Origin of the sequence: Vibrio quintilis, from assembly GCF_024529975.1 — a bacterium.
Classification (GTDB): Bacteria; Pseudomonadota; Gammaproteobacteria; order Enterobacterales; family Vibrionaceae; genus Vibrio; species Vibrio quintilis.
Genome location: NZ_AP024898.1, coordinates 891,292 through 913,651, shown reverse-complemented (window position 1 = coordinate 913,651; position 22,360 = coordinate 891,292). Strand labels below are relative to the sequence as shown.

Sequence of the window (22,360 nt, the reverse complement as noted above, 5' to 3'; positions counted from 1 at the left end):
ATTGCATTATGTTAAAGGTATGTAAATAAATGTAAACAAACTTGTTTCATATCTGGCGGTGATTATTCTTGTCAATGAAGCTCAACAACAATCATAAGGAAAAAAAATGAATGATCATGAGAAATGTCAGCTGGAACGCCGTAAAGTAATGAAAACCATTGCCTCACTGGCAGCCGTTGCGGTAGTTCCTGCCGTAGCCGGGCGGGTGAGTGCCCGTGAGCTGTTTGCCAGGCCACCGGGAAAACCTGATCGTCCTGACCGCCCGGATGGACCTCCGGGTGGAACATCCGGCGGAACCGCAGAGCCGGCTGAAGGTGGTGATAACCCTTCTGCAGACTGGTTATCCGGCGGTACGAAATCAATGACTGCTGACTTCCCGGATGACAGTATATTCGCCACCGGAGCAACCTGTACTGTGGCTTTAACAGAGCAGCGGACTGAAGGGCCATGTTATTTTGATAGTGTCTACCGGGAGGATATTTCGGAAGGTCTGGTTGGTTTACCGACACAACTCTGCTTTCAGTTAACGAATGAAAGTTGTGAACCTTTAGCCGGTTATGAGATTGAGGTCTGGCACTGTAGTGTTGAAGGTGTCTACTCAGGTGATACTTCGGATGCATCGGACACAGGCAGATTTAACAGCAGTTATTGTACCGGTGATGCTGAAGATGCTTTAGCCTCGCAATGGTTCCGTGGTATTGCTGTCACTGATAGTTCAGGACGAGTGAACTTTAAGACATGTTTTCCGGGCTGGTACAGCAGCCGGGCGATTCATATCCATTTCCGGGTACGGAGTAATAATGCTGATTCTGTTGTTTCTCAATTCGGATTTGGCGATTACTTCTGTCAGAGTATTTGTACCACACATGAAGATTACGTCAGCCGGGGAGAGCCAGATACGTATATGAATAATGATACGGTTTTTGATGGTCCCGATGAGACTTACATGTTTAACCTGCAGGCAAATACCGATGGTTCACTTCTTGCCTACAAACGTTTGATGATTAGTGAGTCATAAAATCATCTGATGACCTGATTCTGTAAAAGCTAAAGCGCCTGTGTACGGGCGCTTTTTTCATTCCCGCTCCGGAATTTTGTTCCTCCAAATCTGCACAGCGTTGACACAGAAATCGCTTGTTGTCTTCAGTTTAAGCTTCATTTCCTTCACTGTTTCCTGTGTTTTCACCGTTACCGGTACATAGTCGCTGATTATTTTTTTGATCTTTCTCACATGAGTTTTGGTCTCGTTCCCTATTGTTTAAACTGATTGAATATCGATCGCATATAAATAATCCCATATTATTTTGCTGATAAATTGGCTGAAATAAGAGGTTGATCATTCTTTTGAGTTGAGTTTCAGATTTAATTGTGAACAAAGCCAAATTAAGAGACATCAAAAAAGGGAACGTTCCCAATGTGTGATTTAGCTCGTTTTACGAAATTTTTTGTGAATGTAAGATTTTAAAACATCAGCAACGTGAATAGTTCAGGGCAGTGGTTGCTGAGGTTGCTGAGTCGCCCTACAAAAAATAATTGGTGTTAGACCAACGGAGTAAACGATGAAAATAAACACTTTGGGTAAACTTTCTATTGCATCTGTTTTGATTTCTGCAGCGCTGTCTGCGCAGGCCGGAATCAGCGTTGATAATGAAAAAGGTCAGTTCTCAATTCGTGGTGATGTTGAATTTGATACTAACTACCGCGATAAAAATGCCGAAGATGTACAGGAATTTAATCAGGATGGTCGTGTTTTGCTGAATGTTGCGGCAGAACGGATGCTTTCCGGTGAGCGTTTTATTGGTGTACAGGTTCAGCCATTACTGAAAACAACAGGTGATGTTGAGCTGGATGATGCATGGGTTGCATTCGGTCAGAAACAAGACTGGTCATTAAAAGTTGGCCGTTACGAAGCATATGATATGTTCCCGGTTGGTCAGGACACAATGCTTGAGTTTGCTGGTGATGGCGACAAACTGAATGTGTACCGTTTGAAAGATGCCCGTGGTCGTGGTGATAACGGTCAAATCGCTTATTCAAAATCGTTTGATAGTGTTTATTTTGAAGTTTCTTCATTATTTAAGGAGAGAAATTCTGCCGGAGACAGTAATTCAGATATCAAAAAATCAGATAAAAATGCAATTTTTGTCCGCCCGGTTGTTGAATTCTCTGTCACTGATGCTCTGAAAATTGCTGGTGGTATGGAAGCAAACCTGACTGCTGATGAAGCTGATAGTGGCAATGATTTCATGGGTTATGGCGCGACAGTGAAGTACTCGGCTAATGATCTGAGCATCAATGTCAACTATGCTTACCGTGATTTTGACTCCTCTGATAAAGAGAACTCATCTTTCGGTGCAAACCTGTTATTTAAAGGCTTTGGTCTGGGCTATATTTATGCCGACGAAGATGAAGGTAGCTCTGATGTGAAAGTAAACACAGCTTATGCATCTTATAAAATTGCCAACGTAATGGATGTCGAAGATCTGTCAGTTTATCTGGGTTCTTACTACTCAAAAGTTGAAGATACAAACGATAAAGATTTTGGTGCACGGGTTCGTATTAAGTACTTCTTCTGATAGATATTTTTTATATATTGAAACACTGTTTTGTCTTTTTTGCCCACTCATGACTGAGTGGGCTTTTTTTCCTGATACATGCCGGAGATGCGCAGGCTGAAAGATCAGATTATGCCCATTGGAGCACGGCGTAAAGCTGGATATATTTGCGCACCAGTTGCTGATCGGCAGAACGTTTCAGGGGATGGGTGTATTTCACATAGCAGGGAGAAACATGGTGATAATTCTCCAGAATCTGGACCATTTTGGAATCACTTTTATGCAGCGTAATTCCCTGTGCATTATATTCATCAATTTCATCCGGAAGTTTTCCTGTCCACCAATACAACAGTTCCCGGCTCTTCATACCTCTTGTCATCCAGTGATCTGCCAAAAGTAATAAAATATCTGTTGGCTGAATAGCAAACGCATACTCATCTTTCCAGGCGGTAATATCCTGTAACACTTTGTTTTTACAAGACTCACTGGCACTGACCATATGATGGGTCAGGATCCAGACGGTTCCTGCATCTGACGTGACTCTGAAATGATGAGGTAACTCAGTACTTGTATTGACCTCGATATGGCTATACTCACAGGAATGTCCGAATTCGATCAGGGTCCGGGAAAGGCGCCTCGCAAAGGCCGTTCCGAGATGATGCTCCGTCATTCCCCGGTTGTGGATGGTCGGATAATGCTTATTACACAATGCCATACAGTCAGACTGGAACTCATTGACACTTTGGATCAGGATATCTAATAACAAGGGTATATCTCTCCTGCTAAATGATGGCTTTGTTTGTATTTTGGCCTTTATCTTGTCTTACTACTTTTTTCAGTGTTTGTCTAATGTATACAGCAACTTTTTCAATGCCTTAGACATATTCAAAATTTTAGAACAAGTTCATCAACCTGATCAGGTACCAGTTATATAAATTATAATGAATACTCAACAAATCATATTTTTAATGCAAATGATCTCCTATCTGTAAGATATGAGGAGGAGAAATAAGAGGTTAGCAATGAGTAATGCCGTAAAAAATTATAACTTTGTCGCAAGGTTAATGCACTGGCTCTCAGCCATCATTGTGTTTGGCATGTTTGGTGTCGGAATATGGATGGTTGACTTGTCTTATTACAGTCACTGGTATCATGAAGCGCCGTTTATCCATAAATCAATAGGTATTCTTTTTGCCTTGCTGACTATTTTCCGGGTGATCTGGAAAGCCTCTACACTGTCACCCAAAGTTGAAGGCTCTCGTTTCGAGCAAGTGGCTGCAACGGCTGTTCATCATACCATTTACCTCGATTTGTTCATTATATTTATTTCCGGATATCTCATTTCCACGGCTGATGGCCGGGGGATTGAGGTGTTTAACTGGTTCACGATTCCCGGGGCCGGGGAACTATTTGAAGGCCAGGCTGATTTAGCCGGGACCGTTCATGAAATTGCCGCATGGTCATTAGTGATTATGGCTGTGTTACATGCACTTGCGGCATTAAAACATCACTTTATCTCTAAAGATGAAACCTTACGCAAAATGATAGGAGCTTCAAAATGAAGAAAACATTAATTGCTGCAGGACTTGCACTGTCAGCTTCTTTGTCTTTTGGTGCAGCAGCAGCAGACTATGTGATTGATACGGAAGGCGGACATGCTTCCATTAACTTTGAAGTGAGTCATTTAGGATACAGCCATATCATTGGCCGGTTTAATACATTCGAAGGCACTTTTTCGTATGATCCTAAGAATATTGAAGCTTCTGAAGTTCATGTAAAAGTTGATACATCAAGTCTGGATTCAAATCACGCTGAACGTGATAAGCATTTACGCAGTGGTGATTTTATCAACACCAGTAAATTCCCGTCAGCTGAGTTCACCAGTACAAAAGTAATCGATAAAGGGCAGGGTAACTTTACGATTGAAGGCAACCTGAATCTCTACGGAAAAACCAAGCCGATCAGCATTGATGCACATTTCATTGGTGCAGGAAAAGACCCGTGGGGTGGTGAGCGTGCCGGGTTTGAAGGTAAAACCCGTTTGACTATGGCTGATTTCGGGATTAAAGCCCGGGGTATCGTTCAGTATGTCGATATGAATTTACAGGTTGAAGGTATTAAAAAGTAACGCCACACCTGACGGCCCAAAGCGCAACAAATCAAACACCCGGATTGCTCCGGGTGTTTTTTTGTGGATAGAAAACCCCCAGCTAGGCTGGGGGTTCCGTAAAGCTTACAGCTATAAGTCAGTTATAAAACCCCTTTCAATTTGTTAGAAATATCTTGTGGTCTGGCAACTACAAGAGTTAAACAAAAATTGAAAGGGGGTCCCAATGGGGGACGAAAAAAGCTTAGCGCACACTCGATGGAATTGTAAATATCACATAGTATTCGCCCCGAAATATAGAAGGCAGGTGTTCTATGGTGAAAAACGCAGAGCAGTTGGTGAAATACTGCGAAAATTATGTGAATGGAAAAATGTGAACATTGTTGAGGCAGAATGCTGTGTAGATCATGTCCACATGCTTTTGGAAATACCACCAAAGATGAGCGTTTCAGGATTTATGGGGTATCTAAAAGGAAAAAGTAGCTTGATGTTATATGAGCAATTTGGAGATTTGAAGTTCAAATATCGTAATCGTGAATTTTGGTGTCGAGGTTATTATGTGGATACGGTAGGTAAAAATACCGGCAAGATCCAAAATTACATCCAACACCAGTTAGAACAGGATAAATTGGGAGAGCAGCTGTCGATCCCATATTCAGGTAGCCCGTTTACGGGCCGTAAGTAATAGTAATATGCAAATGTCAGATCACTATGCGCCTGCTAGGGCGCTGCTGGTAGGAGAGCCTTATAGGCGCATATGAAAAACCTCCGGCTATGCCGGAGGATTCTTTTTTTACAGGTGATTTTTTACAGGTAGTTTTTTACAGGTAATACGCTGTTTTACTGCCATTGCCATCTCTGGATATTCAGTGACTTGGATGAACTGAGAAAAATCGATTCTCCCGGTGTGGACCCTGTTGGCCGGATAACGAAATCCGGCATTGTTCTCATTGAAACCGAACCGTCACTACTGATTGTAAACTGCTGATTTACATTGCCGGTGCAGGAAGTCATCAATAATTTTGCGTGATCAGTAAATGAACCGCCATTGCTCAGGCAGTACTCCGGATGGTTCCGGTTCCGGAGCAGTCCGGTACGCGGATCATAATGCCACAACTGTTTTTGGCTGTTCTCACAGGGCTGCTGGTCTACTTCCGTCAGATTTGTTTCACCGGTACTCAGACAAAGTTGTGATGCCTGATTGAGCATCTGTGCATAGTTGGCTCCGGAAGCTTTGATAGTCCGCAGGGGAGAGTAGATGACACCCACTTTATCAATTTCATCAGCACTACGCCCGTAGAAGCCGGTAATATGCCAGTTTTCCGGAGCATCGAATGTCTGACAGGTATCTGTCTGTGTACCGCCACTCAGGGATCTGGACTGATTTGTTGTGAGTCGGGTATAGAATATTCGGGTGTGATTTTGCCACTTGCCAGCGCAGAATGTGGCGGATGTCAGATACTCACCCGGATTAAATGCTAATGACTGTCTTGTTCCGCCGTTTGCTCCGTGTGTGATTGTCTCACCATTACTCAGAGTGAGCTGCAACTGGTCAAGACGTTTACCGCTGCGAATCGAGATTTGACTCAGGGATGGCTGATCAGGCAGCAGAGCATAATCATTAAATTCAATCCCGTGAGGTCCGCCAATCCGCGGACTGAACTGCCAGTTATCGTTGGTCTGATAGGTCCAGCGGGCCTCAACTGGCGGATGATCAGATAAGTCCAGATCGGTGCTGGTTTTTGCATCTTGGCGAATCTCATAAGTATAAGCACTCAGATTGAGGTATCCATTGTCGCGGTAAAGCACTTTATCGACGATTTCACACTGGCTGCCGGTAAACGGGGGGTGGCAGACTAAAGCATCAGCTCCGGATACTGGGGCATCATTATCCCGGATAAGGGTTAACCAGGCGTCTTTGAATCCCCGGTGAATGAACTCCCGGATATTATCACCGCTTCGGGTGTAGCGGGTGTTGGTATCTCCGGTAATGATGACGGCATTACCTGCAGAATGTATTTCGATATATTGGCTCAGCTGAAGCATGTTTTCTCTGCGGGCTTTTAAATCTGCTGGCTCTGTTTGTGCCTGAGCATGTAAATTATAAACATCGACGTAAACGCCTTCCTGAAGCTGAACTCTGGCCAGAGTGAACCCTTTTGGTGTCAGGCAGTCAACGCCATGACAGCTGCTCCATCTGATGCGGCTCCAGTCTTCGTAGGGAAAGTGGCTGAGTGTATTCAGGCCGCTTCCGATACCGGCACCACCAGATGTAGGTGAGCGATAATCGTGATGATTACAGGTATCGTAGAGCGCTGCATGATAGTTAAAGTCTTCCTGAACATTGACTATATCAAATTCATTGATATAGCAACTGATCTGTTCAGTGGCCTGCAGGCGGTGTGATTCAGCACTGGATACAATTTCAGGAAGTCCGGCAATATTGTAAGTCAGCGTGGAAAATTCTCCGGAAGCTGCAAATATACAAGATGTGAAGAGCAGGACGGGCAGACAGTTGAGATAACAGCTGATTCGTTTATTCATCATTCATATTTCCTTTGTTAAGAATTATATGAATCTAATTGAATATTGTTTCCTTTGTGTGACAGAAAAAATGTGTCAGATAAATTAATAAAAAGGCAGCACGTATCCGATTGTGCTGCCTGTGTTAACTGAGTCTCTCAGTGAAGCTTACAGATGCTGTGTCGGACTACCTGACTGTTGAGCTGAAGTGGTGTCAGATACCTGCTTTTTTTTCGGATAACTGAAAACAAACCAGTTTGACATACCAACCAGAAATGCACCGCCAACAATATTTCCAAGCGTCACAGGAACAAGATTTTTCAGGACAAAGTTTGCAATTGTCAAATCGGCATAATGACTGGCATGAACACCTGCGTCGTGCCAGAAAGATGCGGGTGCAAAACTATGAATTGTAATACCAAGCGGAATCATAAACATATTTGCAACACAGTGCTCAAAACCTGACGAAACGAATAGTGCGACCGGCATAATTGTCATCAACGCTTTTGTTGCCGCATTGTGAGAACTGAAAGTCAGCCAGACCGCCAGACAAACCAGTAAGTTACACAAAATACCTAATGCGAATGCCTGAATGAATGTGTGGTGGAGTTTGTGTTGTGCAATATTCAGTGCATTCACTCCCCACTGGCCGTGTGCGCCTGAGTAAAGACCCGCAGCTGCGACCAGAACCAGCAGTAACATGGCACCAAGGAAGTTACCGATATAAACTTTGCTCCAGATTGAAAGCATTTTGGTCGTCGTGATTTGTTTATTTGCCCGTGCAAGAATCGTCAGTACAGAGCTGGTGAATAATTCACCACCGCAGATGACAACTAAAATTAACCCCAGACTGAAAGCCACACCGCCTGCGAGTTTACTCAGCCCCCATGCAACATTTGAAGAGCCTGTTGTCACAGTGATATAGAAAATAAATGCCAAACCAATAAACAGCCCAGCCATCATGCCAAGGCCAAGGATAGTACCGGTTGATTTTTTGGTTTTACCGCTGGCATATTTTTCTGCCTCAACCATCATTTCGGCCGGATTAAAGTAGTCTGTGTTTTGAGTCATTTGCGCTCTCCACTACTGTATCAAAGCAAATTTAAAGTCTTGCGCTGTCGCACATTATTAACGTGTAGAATACCGGATTTTACTTCATACGGTAAAATGGGAAATTCTGAATTTAAGTATCAATTTTATTGATACTTAAACCGGGTGACGTAGAATGAGTACCAATTGTCGTGAGGGACGACAGCAGATCAGGATTATCAATGAGATATACCTTAAAACAGATTGCAGTATTTGATGCAATCGCTGAATGTGGCAGTGTCAGCCTGGCTGCTGAGAAGCTGGCATTGACGCAGTCGGCAACAAGTATGTCATTATCACAGCTTGAGAAAGTGATGGGTCGTCCTTTGTTTGAACGTCAGGGCAAGCGAATGTCACTGACACACTGGGGTTTATGGCTGAGGCCGCGGGCGAAACGTTTGTTACAGGATGCCCGACAGATTGAGGCGGGTTTTTTCGCACAGCAAAGTCTGAGCGGCGATTTATCCGTATGTGCCAGTCAGACCCCGGCAGAACACTTATTACCTGAATTAGTCAGCCAGCTTGATCATACTTTTCCCGAAATACAGATAAAAGTTGCGGTAAAAAGTTCCCATGCAGTTCTGGAAGATGTGCTCAGTTACCGCTGTGATATCGGCATTATTGAAGGGCGCTGTGATGATCATCGTCTCAGGCAGGAAGTGTGGTGTAATGATCATTTAACGATCGTGGCATCTGCTGATCATCCTTATACCAAATTACCGTTTGTGGATTTTAAACAGCTTGAAGAAGCCCGCTGGGTGTTAAGAGAGACCGGATCGGGAACAAGGGCGGTGTTTGAAAGTGCTATTTATCCTTATCTGCAACATCTTGATGTCTGGCGGGAATATGATTTTGTTCCCGTTCTGACCCGTTTAGTGAAGAATGGCGACTATCTGAGCTGTTTACCTTATCTGGAAGTGAAGCCACTGATTGAGCAGGGTGAACTGGTGGAGCTGAAAGTCCCGGAATTGATGATGAACCGCACTTTGTCATTTATCTGGCGCAATGATATGGATGACTATCCTTTGGTCGATTGTGTGATTAAAGAAGGCCTGCACATGATGGAAGGACGTTCGGTGCTGACCTGATTCAATCGGGGTGCATCAGTGGTTCTGATTCATGTGTTTTCTTTTGCCATTAAAACAACCCGTTTAATTGTTTTTCTTAATAAAGGTGGAATTATGTTGGTTCCCTGTTGTTCACAGTAAGATAAGATCTCCAGGGCCAGATCCGGTTTGGCATATTTTTTCAACACTTTAATCACTACTTTTTTGGCCGGAATCGGGTGGTTACGCGGTATTTTCATTAAATCCTTAAAGAAAAATTCAAAACCATTGGCATATAAATAGTGTTCGATATCTTTGTCCGGCAGAGAAGTCAGCCTGTGGCTTTCGAGATCATGACTCAGTTGCTTTCTTACGGTCATGGCATATTTTTTTCCGGCTGAATCACCATCGGTAATGACATGCCAGTCAATCGCAAGCGCTTTGGCGACTTTAATCAGAGGTCTCAGCCCTGACTGAGCGAATTCGATGATCTGAATCCCTTCGGCCATCAGATTATAGCCACATTGTCTGGCTAATTCACTGAATAACCAGACCTCGGTTTCCCCTTCAACCAGCAGCCAGCATCTTGCAAACAGTGCATTTGAGCGATGAAAGCGAATATGAAAGCCAATCCGGCGCAATTCGTCAGATGAAAGAATATTGTCAGGTATGGCCAGTGTATGAGTTTTATCTGCTGAGCGGACTAATCGCCTGATTGAATTAATTGGGACGGCAGCCAAAAGCTCGCCGCTGTTAGTGGTCAGGATTTTCTGCATTGGTAAAAACTGAAGCAGGCTCCAGGCTCTTGCCAGATGCGTCGGATGTAAACGGCCTTCAGGATCTTCAATAATCAGGACCGGCCTGGCACAACGACGAAGATTCGTTGGCCCTTTTGCCTGCAAATAAGCATTGAGCAAAATCATCAGCAAAAGCCGGGTTTGCCGGTTTTTCGTCTCTTCAACAAACTGGCTGAATGTCTTTTCGGTTGAAGGGTTTGCGTACACAAGACTGGTGTAATTCTGAGGCGCAGGTTTATTACTGCGGTTTTTAAAAGAAAAATAATGTTCGACCAGCGCATTGACGGCATTCAGGCTGCTTTTAATCTCCCCTTTATTCACATGTCCCGGAATAGCCATCAGCCTGCGGCAGGTATTATTAATTCGTTTTTCCGTGCGGGTAGCTGGCCCGGCATGTTTTTTATCAGATATTGGATGAAAGCGTCGCGAGTCTTTCATCCTCAACACCGGATGTAAGCTACTTAATTCCTGAGCCAGTTTTTCAGAGGCATGAAGTGAGAGCTGATTACCGTTTTGATCGAGGAAACTATATTGCGTGTGGATATTTTCAGCTTCGCGTGTTCCGGTGAGGCGGTAAATGATTTGGTTTTGTCCGTTGGCAAGCCTTTGCCAGAGCGGTTTGAGTTTTTTATACCGGCCTGAATGAATTTCTCCCTTATCGGTGGTCACGAAGCTGAGTACAATTTGCAGAGACTGAGTCTGGGGCAACGAAATTGAGTAATCGACATGAAAATCTCGAATATCAAATTCATAAAGTGCGCCATCCGGCGGCAGCGCGATTGTTAAAGCATCGAGTAAAGATGATTTGCCCCAGGTGTTTTCACCAATGAGTGTCGTGAGTTCGTTAAAACTTAATGATAAACGGCGGATACCACGAAAGCCTGAAATTTCTATTCGTTCTAACTGCATAAACAGCTCTCCTGAGCAGACTATATGTTAAGAATATACCCATATAAGGGTATAATACAAAAAGCCTTTATATTTTCGTTGTTTACCCTCACTTTCAGACTTTATCTCCGGTCAATTCGGTCAGGTGTACTTGATTTATCGGGGAAGAGAGCGCATTCTGACATCCCTTAATTGAGTTCATATCCGGTATAAAACAGCTCCTGGTTTCCCGCCGAAAGTTATCAACCAGTAAACCTTATCAGTTCGGGTGAGAGACACAGCAATCATTGGGTATAAAACAACCCATGATGAAGCGTCACCGGACGCTGTGATAACCGGGAAATGTCATATGTCTGTCATGATTGAGTGACTATGATCTGAAGAAAGCGTTTTAAAGAGGTGTCATGTCTAATACAAATCGTCCCCTGTCTGTCACTATTGCTCATTTGAATGATACCCATTCATATTTTGAACCCTCGTCATTGCAACTGAAACTCACGATTGATGGTGAAACCGTTTCACCTTATGTCAGTGCTGGCGGCTTTGCGCGGATTGCCTCGCGTGCTGAGCAGCTCAGAGCTGAAGCAGCTGAGCAAGAACGGGCCTTTTTATTACTCCATGCCGGAGATTGTTTTCAGGGTACGTTGTATTTCTCTTTATTTAAAGGAGAAGCCAATGCGGAGCTCCTGAATGCCCTCGGTATTGACGCAATGACCGTCGGAAATCATGAGCTGGATCTGGGGAATCATAGTGTGGCCCGGTTTGCACAAAATATTGATTTTCCGCTGTTGTCCGGTAACTGGGACTTAAGTGGTGAAGATATGGAAAAAACAGATACCTTATCTTCATGCCCGAATGTCTACAGTTACGATACCGGTACTCAAACTGCCCGGTGGATAGTGCGGACGATGAATCAGGAACCGGTCGCGATATTTGGTTTATCTCTGGACCGGATGGATGAAATTTCAAATCCGGATCCGGATACGCCATTCGTCCTTTCTTCTCTGGTCGCTGAAAATACTGTCAGGGCCATTCGTGAGCAGGGCATTAATAAGATCATTTTATTAAGCCACCTTGGTTATGAAGCGGATATACAGCTGGCGGAATTGGTGCCGGGTATCAGTTTAATTATTGGCGGTCATTCTCATATTCTTCAGGGTGATTTTTCTGATATCGGACTTGAAAAGTCAGATCCATATGGTATCCGGATCGGAGATACATATATTGTTCAGTCCGGTTTGCATGCGCTGGCGCTTGGCCACTGTCATATTGACTTTGATGCCTCCGGACGGGTAATCCGGTTTGAAGGCAGAAATGAACTGTTGACCGGGCGGCGGTTATTTGTGGATGCGGCCCGGGAAGCGACGATTGATCAACAGGTTTATGCCCGGGTGAAAGATTATTTAGAACAACACACGCTGATTGCAAACTGCCCGAAACATCCTGTGATACAGGAGATTCTGCACCGTCGCTACCTGCCGGTCGTCAGGCAGCAGGAAATAGAAAAAATTACTAGCCTGAAAAATTCGCTCTATCACACCAGATTACCTGGTCCTGACGGAGGAAGTGAAATTGCGCCTTTAGTGGCTCAGTCATTTGTACATGTGATGAGACTGCAGGGGTTTCCTGCTGAGTTCGGGATTCATAATGCTGGTGGTGTTCGCTGCTCTTTACCTGCCGGTGACATTACGGTTGCCGATATTGCCGGTAAATTATTGCCATTCGCGATTCCGATTGGTGTTTATTATATTACCGGTGAGACGCTGTTAAGGACTCTGGAAGGTGCGATTGATAATGCGCTGGATAATGGCGTGAAAGGAACCGGGACCGGAAGTTATCCATATTGTTATGGCCTGGACTTCGGCTATGACCCGGATCAAAGCGCAGGAAAACGGATTACCGGACTAAAAATATATCGGGATAATCAATGGATAAATGTTGAACCATCATCAGTTTATTGTGGTACATCATCAGCTTATACCATGAAAGGGAAAGAAGGTTATGATGCGATTGTTGATGTTGTCAGACCGAAATATATTTCCCAATACTCGATGGCGGATGCGTTTATGGAATGGCTTGGTTGTGCTGATATTTCGCAGGCGAATGTTGCTCAGTTACAGGATGCTCTTAACAAAGCGTGAGGAGATGCCGTTAAACAATCTTAAGTTGATGAAAGTGGTATGAAAATTGCTATGTTCTGGAGTGATTTCTCTTCTGCAAACAGGAGGAACTGTGGGACATCAAAACTGGTTAGAAATATTTGCCGTCATCAGTTGGATTGGTATCTGGTCACTGTTGGCTTATCTTCTTCCTTATTTAAGTTTATAAATAAGGAGATGTTGCCGCTTCAATGGCTGGCAGCATTTTTCTGAATACGATGAGAGCCGTACAAACAGAATGTACGGCTCTCGGCCTGTCCGTCTGTCCGTCCGGATTAGTTTGATTGATTAGTCATTTTCTCATCCGATTTTGTTGTATTTTATCTTCAGCGAAAGCTTTGTGCGCCTGACGCCGTGGTTTGACTATCTTATGTTGAATCGCTAACATGCTTTCGCTTTCACTCATTATTGAAAGATACATCAGAAAGTATCTGGTTTAACTGAGGTTTGTTGATCTTTGGGTATTGTTTTGATGTGACTGAATAGGGCAAATGACCATCAAAGAAACGAAGTATTCTGTATTGGTCAGTTCATATATATCTCTCTGTCAGACAGAGCCGGATATATGATTACTTTAAGTTAGCTAGGTATGAAATAAGAATGAATATATTAAAGATGAATAAATGGATGACGCTGTTTCTTCAGGTTAGTCTTGCTCTTGGAGCAATCGCCTTTCTGTCATATTGTTCTATTGTTGATTTCTATCCGAAAAATATACAGTTTGGTGACGGAATATTTCTGCTGTTTATTTTTGCTGTTTCAGGAATTCTTATCACATTAAATATTACCATCTTTTCAATATCAGCTTCAGCGCTGGTTAACACCATTGTTATTTTATATCGGTTACCATCATTTTTATTGAAATCTCTTTCTGTGACTAAAAAAGAGAAACAATTACGATGGATGGTATTATCCGGTATGATTAATAAATTTATTAAAGATAATTCAATTTCTTCACTTTATTTTATTGGGTTGATTAGTTTAGTTATCCTGACACCTTTTATTTACCATTATGCAGTAATTAATCAACTGACTATGCTTGCAACTGTGGAGATCTTAGTTTGTTTCATTTATGTTGGAATAACCTGCAGAATCTATGCAGCTTATAAGAATAAAAATATTCCTGTGACTTTAGTGGCGATGGCTATTTTAGTGTCTCCTTATCTTGTGCTTAATCATGTGTTTCATCATGCATTAATTACGGTGATGGAGCAGACCGGTATAAGAAATAGCAATGTTTCTTTATTTGTTGATCAGAAATATCTTCCCGTAGTAAATGATGCAATCCATCAGAATGAACTTTCAAACTACACAGCAGACTCTTTAAATCAGGATTATGGCCGGCTGGATCATGTCGATGTGCTTTTCACCGGTGTCGGTGATACAAGCCTGATCAGCATGAAAGATCAAAGCAGACGAGTTCATCTTGCGCTGCCATCAGGTGCTTTCCATATTGAGAAAATGCAGCTGAACCGGGATATCAGCGATTTGGTTGAAGCTATTTCTTTGTCCTGTACTGATACGTTTGAAAAAGATAAAGTTGTGTTTAATCAATCCCGGCTGCAGCTTAATTTTCATGGTTCTTATGGGAACTTTAAGGTCGGTGAATATGAGGTTTCTCAAAAATATCAACGGGTTCTGATTTCAACATTACAACCATTATTGAAAGTGCTGTCTGAAAATGATTCATTGATTCAGTCGGTAGAAATTATCGGACTGTCCAGTGAAGAGTGGAAAGGTTCAAAAGATGATTCAGATGCATATCGTTACAACTATGACCTTTCTGTGAAACGTGCTCTGGCTGTATCTGATGTTATTTTTGAAAGTAAAGAACTGAAAAAATATGCTTCCTGGCTGGGTAAAAAAATGATGATTCGTGGTGAGTTATCAAACCACGAAAGTGACAGCCGGAAAGTTCTGATCAGAATTCATCTGAAACATTAATCTATATCCAGGCAAAAACGGGATATACCCAAGCAACCCTGCATCTTCAGGTTGCTTGGGTATACAAAGCAGCCTTGCAGTGGGCTGCTTTTTTTATAGCTGCATTTCAGCTCAACATTCAATTGATGTGGACTTTGATTCGGCAGTCACCGGACAGTCCGGGTATTGCAATGAATTCCGGTTAACATTTTGATTTTATATCGATCGCTGACTACGCTTTAGCTGAGAATGAATAAAAACTTTGATGCCTTGGTTGTTGAATTATTGTCATCATTGAGTGATATGAACAAACGAAGGGTTTAGCATCAGATAACGATCTATACCCAAACAACCTGAAGATGCAGGTTGCTTGGGTAAATTATTTGCAGAGGATCTTTTGTGATCAGAAAAAGTGTTTACCGAAGATTTATTCTTTATTTCATGATGTTTGGTATGTGTATTATCACTCTGTTTTTATATCTGATTAGTCAGAGTGAAAAGCCAATACTTGAAAATTCGATCAGGGATGCGGTTGTTTTTCAGCAGAAACACATTTTTTCTGTATTACAAAGGTTTTCTTTCTCTGCGACGCATGTCGTAAATACATTAGTAAACAGTCATGAAATAAATAATTATCTGGCAGATAGAAAAGAGACAAATTTACTACCGGTCAATAATCTGATGAAGAATATAATCAGTATAGACCCCTCTTTTTACCGGGCTGAGTTACTTGATCAGGATAATCAGGTTTTACTGTCATTATATCGTCGTGAGCAGAGTTTGCAGAATGATCATTCTCTGAAAGGGACACACCGTGAATATATTCCCCGGCTGTCTTCTAAAATGAGCCATCATATATGGTTTTCTGAGATCATATCCAGCCACAGCCTGTTTAGCGGCAGTAATTTTTTTCATATGTTATATGCCAGTTACCCGCTGTACACCAATCAACAGTATTCCGGGAGTGTTGTGTTCTATTTTGACATTGACACCCTGCTGAATTTTTTAACCGGTGATGACAGTCTGGATATTTATATAACTGATCAAAAAGGGAAAATATTATTCTCTTCAGATCAAATGGATTCGATAAGTCAGGGAGAGGCTAAATTTTTTCAGAGTACATTTGGCATCAGTGACATCCGTTCAGAACAGCAACTCAAACTGAAAGGTTTCTCTTTCATGCCACTGGGTACGTTGTATAGCGGGCAGGGCTTAATGCTTTTTTGTCGTGCCAGTTCAGAGTTTCTCCGGGAAAAGTCGGACTGGTACAACGCTGTTGTAGTAGAAATTTTTGTTATTGTGATTATTTTTTCCTTTTGCTTTGGAATTATTATTGCAATTGGTCCATCCCGTACGGTTGATAAATTAAAGACAGTTTCAAAAGAAAAAAATACTTATATGCGACTGTTAGATCAATATGTTCCGGTATTTGAAACGGACCGGTATGGTGTCATTACCCGGTGTAATCAGGCATTTTGTTTACTCAGTCAGTACAGTGAGTCTGAATTAACCGGAAAGCTGTCGACTGTACTGAATTTCAATAAATCGGATTCCAGTATTGCGCATATAAAAAGTGTGCTTGAAGCGGGTCTGCCGTGGCAGGGAGAAGTACATTATATTTCCAAACGCGGTAAAGAATTCTGGCTGTTCAGCACTGTGATTCCAATTTATGGTGAACGGCGTGAACTGCAGGGATATATGTCTATCTCGACAGATAAAACAGATAAAAAGCAGCTTGAAGTGATGGTTGAAATCGATTCCTTAACGGAAATTCATAACCGGGCAAAGCTGAATAAATGCCTAAGTCAGGAATATGAGCGGATGAAGCGTTATGGAACAACCTGCTCAGTGATTATGATCGATGTTGATTTTTTTAAGCAGGTGAATGATAACTACGGACATTTCATTGGTGACAAGGTGCTTTATCAGCTGGCTATTGTGCTGAATCAGTCGACCCGGATGGTTGATGATGTCGGCCGCTGGGGCGGGGAAGAGTTTATGATTGTGTGTCCTGAAACCGCTTTAAATGATGCAGTGGTGCTTGCTGAAAAAATCAGAATGAAAGTGGCAACACATCATTTTCCTGATGCCGGCCGGCTGACGGTTAGTTTGGGGGTTGAAGAAATGAATCCGGAACAATCTTTACAGAGTATTCTGGAAAAAGCCGATTATTATCTCTATGAGGCGAAGAATAATGGCAGAAATTGTGTGATGAGCCGGGTTGAGCACCATCAGGATTCCGCATAAAAAACACCATTTAAAATTATCGGTTTTTTTATTATTTGATAGTGTTATCATTGCCGCCATATTCACTTTGTCAGGCATGTTGACCGGCAAAATAACAAGGTGATTGAAAGTGAATGGCGTATTTCACTGCATCTCTCTTCTGAGTGAACTATGATCGTTGTGGTAAAAAGATCAATTGTCTCGCATTCTGGTCTGAAGTTTCATCAGTTTATTTTATTCTTCCTGTACTGAGGTTATTTATGGGAAAGCGTATTTGCGCAAGTGTTGTTTTGCTTCTCCTTTTTATTTCATGTCTCGCTCCGGCAAGCGCGGAGTCACCAAAAGTCACCTTTATCGGGCCTTACCATCATCAGGGAAAACCGGCTTTGATTGTTCAGTTCGATCGTCAGGTGAAAACGACGAAAGTTGCCCGGATATTTGCCCTTGAAGGAAATAAAGATAATCTTCAGGAAGTAAAACAAACGGGGCGCTGGTTTTTTAATGCCGCTCACACGGCTGTGATTTTTGATCAGGTGAAAGTCAGTCAGCGATACCGAATTCGCTTGTTACCACAAATTAAAACGAATGGTGATACTGACCGGGAAAAGGATGTCACTGTATATGAGCGTCAGCCTCAGGTACATCTGATTGGACGGGGGCCGGTTGTTCCCGCCAAAGGAAGCCGGACAGTACCGGTTTCGGTTGTGAATGCAAAGCAGTTAACTGTGGAAGTGCTGAAAGTTCAGAAGCCAGCCCGTTTGCTCAGCCATATTTATTACAGTTCTGGTACAGATACCTGGGCGCTGGGGCGTCAGCAGAAGAATTATCAGGCCGTTACGACACTGAGCTTCGATGTTCCGGACGCTGAAATAAATCAGGATATCCGGACGGCGATTCAACTGCCGGAAACGCTGGAAAATGGCTGGTATATTTTGCTGATCAAAATTACCGGTGATGTTTATCAGAGTAATCAGGTGATTGCACATGTCTTACTGACAGATATGGGTATTCAGGCGAAAGTCTTTCAAAACCAGCTTAGCGTGTTACTGAATTCGTTTTCCGGTACGACCAAAATCACGGACGCACATGTCAGTATTTTGAGAGATGATAAGCGCATTAAACTTGGTATGATGAAGTCATCTCAGCACGCTTTCAGTTATCAGGCCCGTAAGGGCGATATTCTGGTGATTCGTCAGGGAAAGCAAATGAGTGTCTTGCCGTTAAAAGAGGTTCCGCTTGATTTATCGGACTTTCAGGTGACAGGCCGGGACTGGCAGCAAACGGAAGCTTTTGTTTATTCGAACCGGACATTATTCAAACCCGGCGATATGCTTCCCCTGAATATTGTGCTGCGGGATCAGGACGGCCAGTTACTGGAAAAACAACGGCTGTACGTTGAGTACCGGCAACCGGACGGAAATGTTGCAGGTGCCCGCTGGTTAGATCCAATCAATCAAACCGATGGTTTCTATCAGGACCGGTTTAGTATTCCGACCAGTGCGCCCCTGGGGAAATGGACGGCTTATATTAAGTCAAATAAGAACGCACAACGGGCGATCAATCAGTTTACATTCAATGTGAGTGAATTTGTCCCGGAACGGATGGATATGGCGGTCGATATCGCTAAAGGGCAGCAAAATAAGATTGAGTCATTACCGGTTTCTGTGGATGGACAATATCTTTTCGGTGCGCCTGCTGCCGGCAATCAAGTCAACCTTTCGGCGTATTACCAGGTTCGTCATCACTTCGATGGAGCCTACCACGATTTTTTTGTCGGTCAGCCATTCCGGATTCGCAGCTGGAAGGATTTACCGGAGCTGAAACCCTTTAAGCTGGATGATAAAGGACATCATCAGCTTGAACTGCCGCTGATAAAACAGTTGTTATTAAAGGCGCCGGTTGTGGCTAAATTTAATTTTGAGCTTTTAGAAACCGGCGGGGCCAGTATCCAGCGAAATAAATCTCTCATGCTATGGACCGGTCAATCCTTACCGGGCATTCGTCCGCAAACGGATGAAATTAATGCATTCACTCAGGCCCGGTTTGATATCGGTTTGCTTAGCGGCACCGGGAAACTGTTACAGTCCGGCCGGATTCAATATTTGCTGGAAAGAAACCGCGGCGGCTATTACTGGACCTATACAGAAGCTGACGGATGGCAGCTGGAACATGATAATGACTGGCAGCCGGTTCAGTCCGGCATTGTTGAGGTGCAGAAAGGAAAAACCACACCGCTGGCCGTTGATGTCGAGTGGGGCAGATACCGCCTGATTCTCAATCACCAAAAAGATCAGGTGACCCGGTATGAATTTCGTGCCGGATGGGATGACAGCGATGGTCAGCTGAAGCCGGTTAAACCCGATCAGCTGACGATGACACTGGATAAAAAGGCTTATCAGGACGGTGAACAGGTTCAGGTCACAGTGAATACTGATGTTGCCGGCGAGCTGCATCTCGCACTGGAATCGGATAAAGTCGAATGGCATCAGGAGCAGCACATACAACAAGGTGAACACCGTTTCAGTGTGCCGCTTAATCAACTGACCCGGCATGATTTGTACCTTTCTGCCACGTTGATCAGTGCCGGTCATGGGAATCCCCGCCGGTTATTTGCTGTTCTGCCTGTCAGACTGGACAGAAAATCACGCCGCCTGGCGGTTGAGATTGAGCCTCTGCCGACACTGCTGCCTTCTCAGGGAGCCGATATTGTTGTCCGGTTGAAGCACCCGGTAAAACAGCCGACATGGGTGACGCTGTCACTTGTGGACAAAGGTATTATTAATCTCTCCCGCTACCGGGTGCCGGATATTCACGCCTGGTTTTTTGATCAGCGCCGTTATCATGCGGATGTGATTGATCTGTATTCACGGTTATATCAACAGCGCCCGGATTCATTTTTGACTCACAGATACGGGGGCGATACTGAACTCAGTGCGAATGCACACCTTGACCAGACGGTTGAAGCTAAAACTATCACTTTGATGTCCCGGCCGGTTGCTTTTGATAATGATGGAAAAGCTATCATTCATGTGGATATTCCTGATTATAATGGTCAGGCGCAGGTCGTGGCGATGGCGTTTAATCCGAATCATTTTGGTCAGGCTGTGACCGATGTCAAAATCGCATCTCCGATAGTTTCTGAACTTGCGGTGCCGCGTTTTCTGACACCGGGAGATACCAGCCAGACACTACTGGAGGTATTCAACCAGACTGAGGTTGAACAGAATATCACCGCTGACCTCACGTTTTCTTCACCGCTTTCTGCGAAGCAACCAACCCGTAAGACATTTCGTCTTTCCCCCGGAGAAAGGGATTCTGTTGCGATGAACTATCGTATCGGGATGATTCAGAATCCGGTTGAAATGGCCAGTCTGAGTTTGACTATTCATGCGCAGGGTGCGGATGGCAAAACTTACGGGCAACAGCGTAGCTGGCAGGTACCGGTGCGCCTGGAGCAGCCCTTTATCAGCAGACAGACTTTGAAGACTTTGCCTGCCAAGACAAAAGATAATTCTTCCGGATTCCCGCAACAGAAACTGACAGAAGCTTTCTGGCAGGGGCTTTCCTATCAACAACCCGGCCCGGCCCGGCTGACTTATTCACACGCGCCTCAGCTGGGGATTGCGGAATATGCTGATCATTTGTTTGGTTATCCTTACGGGTGTGCAGAACAGACTACCAGTAAAGCGGCACCCTGGTTGCTGAATGACAGCTCGCTGGAATCACTGAAGAAGAAAGCAGCAAAAGGCCGCTCCGAACAACAGATGCTGAAAAAAGCGGTGACCCGGCTGGCAACCATGCAAAAAGGAAATGGCAGTTTTGCTTTGTGGGATAAGCATGGCCGGGAACGTCCGTGGGTGAGTGTGTATGTGACCGAATTTCTGATTCAGGCAGATCAGCAGTTTCCCGGACTGGTACCGGAGAAGATGTTGAAGAAAGCGCAGGCGAATATCGCCCGTTACCCACAAAAGTCTTCGCTGGATGCAACCCGGTATTACGCGGCCTGGGTAAACGCCAGAATGAAACAGCTGGACTACAGTACATTATGGCAACTGAGCAATGTGGCTGAAAAGCATCAGCTGAATTCGCCTTTATCTGCCGCTTATCTCGGGGCTGCCTGGTTATTGCAGGGGTCAAAAGAGAAAGGGGAAAAATTCCTGCTGCAATCTGAATGGCTCAAACAACAGTCCCGGTACGCGGATTATGATTACGGTACCCAGTTGCGGGATCAGGCCAGAATTCTGGTCTTACTCTCTGAACTGGAGAAGGTGATTAAATTCAGTACTGAGCTGTCAGATTATCGAAACCGGCTGGCGAAAAAAGTGATGATCAGGGCGACACGGGATTCGTATCTGAGTACCCAGGAAAGGATCGCACTGGTGCAGGCCGGCATTGCGCTGAAAGCACTGAACCAGAAGCCTGTGGAACTGATTCTTGAGCATGATGGACACCGCCGCAGGCTGCAAACTACCGGAAGTGGTTCTGTGACGGCAATGAGCGGGGACATTGTGAAGAACCCGAATCCGGATCCTCTCTTTGTGCAGGTCACCACAACAGGCCTTGCCAGTCCTGAAAGTCTCCATTCAGTCATTGAGGCGAAAACAGTTCAGCGGGAGTATCTGCGCGGTAATGGTCAGGCATATCACGGAGAACCACTGAAAATGGGGGAAAAGCTGATCGTGACAGTGAGCTATAAACTGAAGGAGCACATCAGAAATGCCATGATTGTGGAGTATCTCCCGACCGGGTTCGTCCTTGAGAATCCGGCCCGGACGAACAGCGAAGATTTAATCCGCCGGGCGGGGCTAAAGCCCTCCAGCCATGCTGAAACTGTGGAATACCGGAATGACCGGCTGATGGCTGCACTTGATATGAACAGCTATGAGACCTATCGTTTTAATTATGTCATCCGTGCGGAGACGCCCGGAAAAGCAAAAGTACCGGCCTTGTATATGGAAGATATGTATCACCCGGAATGGTTTATTTATCAGCCTTCATCCTTGCAGACACTAACGATTAAGAGTCAGTGATAAACAGATGATGAAGC

The 22,360-nt window shown here is 44.0% G+C and carries 14 protein-coding genes and 1 pseudogene; 11 read left to right on the top strand and 4 right to left on the bottom strand.

The features are described from left to right. Positions 1-106: 106 nt before the first annotated feature. Complete coding sequence (locus OC443_RS22610; RefSeq protein WP_073585746.1) at positions 107-1,018, top strand: peptidase associated/transthyretin-like domain-containing protein; 912 nt, start codon at positions 107-109, stop codon at positions 1,016-1,018. A 541-nt stretch (positions 1,019-1,559) separates the two neighbouring features. Then, complete coding sequence (locus OC443_RS22605; RefSeq protein WP_073585747.1) at positions 1,560-2,576, top strand: carbohydrate porin; 1,017 nt, start codon at positions 1,560-1,562, stop codon at positions 2,574-2,576. A 109-nt stretch (positions 2,577-2,685) separates the two neighbouring features. Here OC443_RS22605 and OC443_RS22600 read toward each other — a convergent pair whose 3' ends face one another. After that, positions 2,686-3,321 (bottom strand): hypothetical protein, encoded by a 636-nt coding sequence (locus OC443_RS22600; protein WP_073585748.1) that lies wholly within the window; start codon positions 3,319-3,321, stop codon positions 2,686-2,688. Positions 3,322-3,577: 256 nt separating this feature from the next. Between OC443_RS22600 and OC443_RS22595 the strand changes: the two genes are divergently transcribed. The 3 genes from OC443_RS22595 (at position 3,578) to tnpA (ending at position 5,347) form a co-directional block, all read left to right on the top strand. After that, the gene (locus OC443_RS22595; protein WP_073585749.1) at positions 3,578-4,117 is read left to right on the top strand and encodes a cytochrome b; all 540 of its coding nucleotides are present in this window, start codon (positions 3,578-3,580) and stop codon (positions 4,115-4,117) included. Further along, positions 4,114-4,683 carry a YceI family protein gene (locus OC443_RS22590; RefSeq protein WP_073585750.1) on the top strand — a complete coding sequence of 190 codons (570 nt, stop codon included), beginning with the start codon at positions 4,114-4,116 and terminating at the stop codon, positions 4,681-4,683. The genes OC443_RS22595 and OC443_RS22590 overlap by 4 nt, the downstream gene beginning before the upstream one ends. 205 nt (positions 4,684-4,888) lie before the next feature. Continuing rightward, positions 4,889-5,347 (top strand): IS200/IS605 family transposase, encoded by a 459-nt coding sequence (gene tnpA / locus OC443_RS22585; RefSeq protein WP_262021637.1) that lies wholly within the window; start codon positions 4,889-4,891, stop codon positions 5,345-5,347. A 155-nt stretch (positions 5,348-5,502) separates the two neighbouring features. Here the strand turns inward: tnpA and OC443_RS22580 are convergent, their stop codons facing one another. Then, complete coding sequence (locus tag OC443_RS22580; RefSeq protein WP_073585628.1) at positions 5,503-7,209, bottom strand: jacalin-like lectin; 1,707 nt, start codon at positions 7,207-7,209, stop codon at positions 5,503-5,505. 183 nt (positions 7,210-7,392) lie between these two features. Continuing rightward, a pseudogene (gene focA, locus OC443_RS22575) lies at positions 7,393-8,256 on the bottom strand (formate transporter FocA); the annotation flags it as partial. Positions 8,257-8,456: 200 nt separating this feature from the next. Between focA and OC443_RS22570 the strand changes: the two are divergent. Next, entirely contained in the window at positions 8,457-9,362 is a 906-nt protein-coding gene (locus OC443_RS22570; protein ID WP_073585627.1) for a LysR substrate-binding domain-containing protein, read from the top strand. A 29-nt stretch (positions 9,363-9,391) separates the two neighbouring features. Here OC443_RS22570 and OC443_RS22565 read toward each other — a convergent pair whose 3' ends face one another. Then, positions 9,392-11,026, bottom strand: coding sequence for a DUF2813 domain-containing protein (locus OC443_RS22565; RefSeq protein ID WP_073585626.1), 1,635 nt, complete (start codon positions 11,024-11,026; stop codon positions 9,392-9,394). A 383-nt stretch (positions 11,027-11,409) separates the two neighbouring features. On the opposite strand from OC443_RS22565, the gene OC443_RS22560 reads away from it, so the two are divergent. From OC443_RS22560 to OC443_RS22540, 5 genes are all read left to right on the top strand, one after another. After that, the gene (locus tag OC443_RS22560) at positions 11,410-13,146 is read left to right on the top strand and encodes a bifunctional metallophosphatase/5'-nucleotidase (protein WP_073585625.1); all 1,737 of its coding nucleotides are present in this window, start codon (positions 11,410-11,412) and stop codon (positions 13,144-13,146) included. Between the two features lie 39 nt (positions 13,147-13,185). Continuing rightward, on the top strand, positions 13,186-13,377 hold the full coding sequence (locus tag OC443_RS22555; protein WP_143169415.1) for a hypothetical protein: 192 nt from the start codon (positions 13,186-13,188) through the stop codon (positions 13,375-13,377). A 387-nt stretch (positions 13,378-13,764) separates the two neighbouring features. Then, positions 13,765-15,108, top strand: coding sequence for an OmpA family protein (locus tag OC443_RS22550; protein ID WP_073585624.1), 1,344 nt, complete (start codon positions 13,765-13,767; stop codon positions 15,106-15,108). 378 nt (positions 15,109-15,486) lie between these two features. Then, positions 15,487-17,334: a sensor domain-containing diguanylate cyclase gene (locus OC443_RS22545; protein WP_073585623.1), complete on the top strand. Its 1,848-nt coding sequence runs from the start codon at positions 15,487-15,489 to the stop codon at positions 17,332-17,334. 239 nt (positions 17,335-17,573) lie between these two features. Further along, positions 17,574-22,343 (top strand): alpha-2-macroglobulin family protein, encoded by a 4,770-nt coding sequence (locus OC443_RS22540; protein WP_073585622.1) that lies wholly within the window; start codon positions 17,574-17,576, stop codon positions 22,341-22,343. Positions 22,344-22,360: the final 17 nt, after the last annotated feature.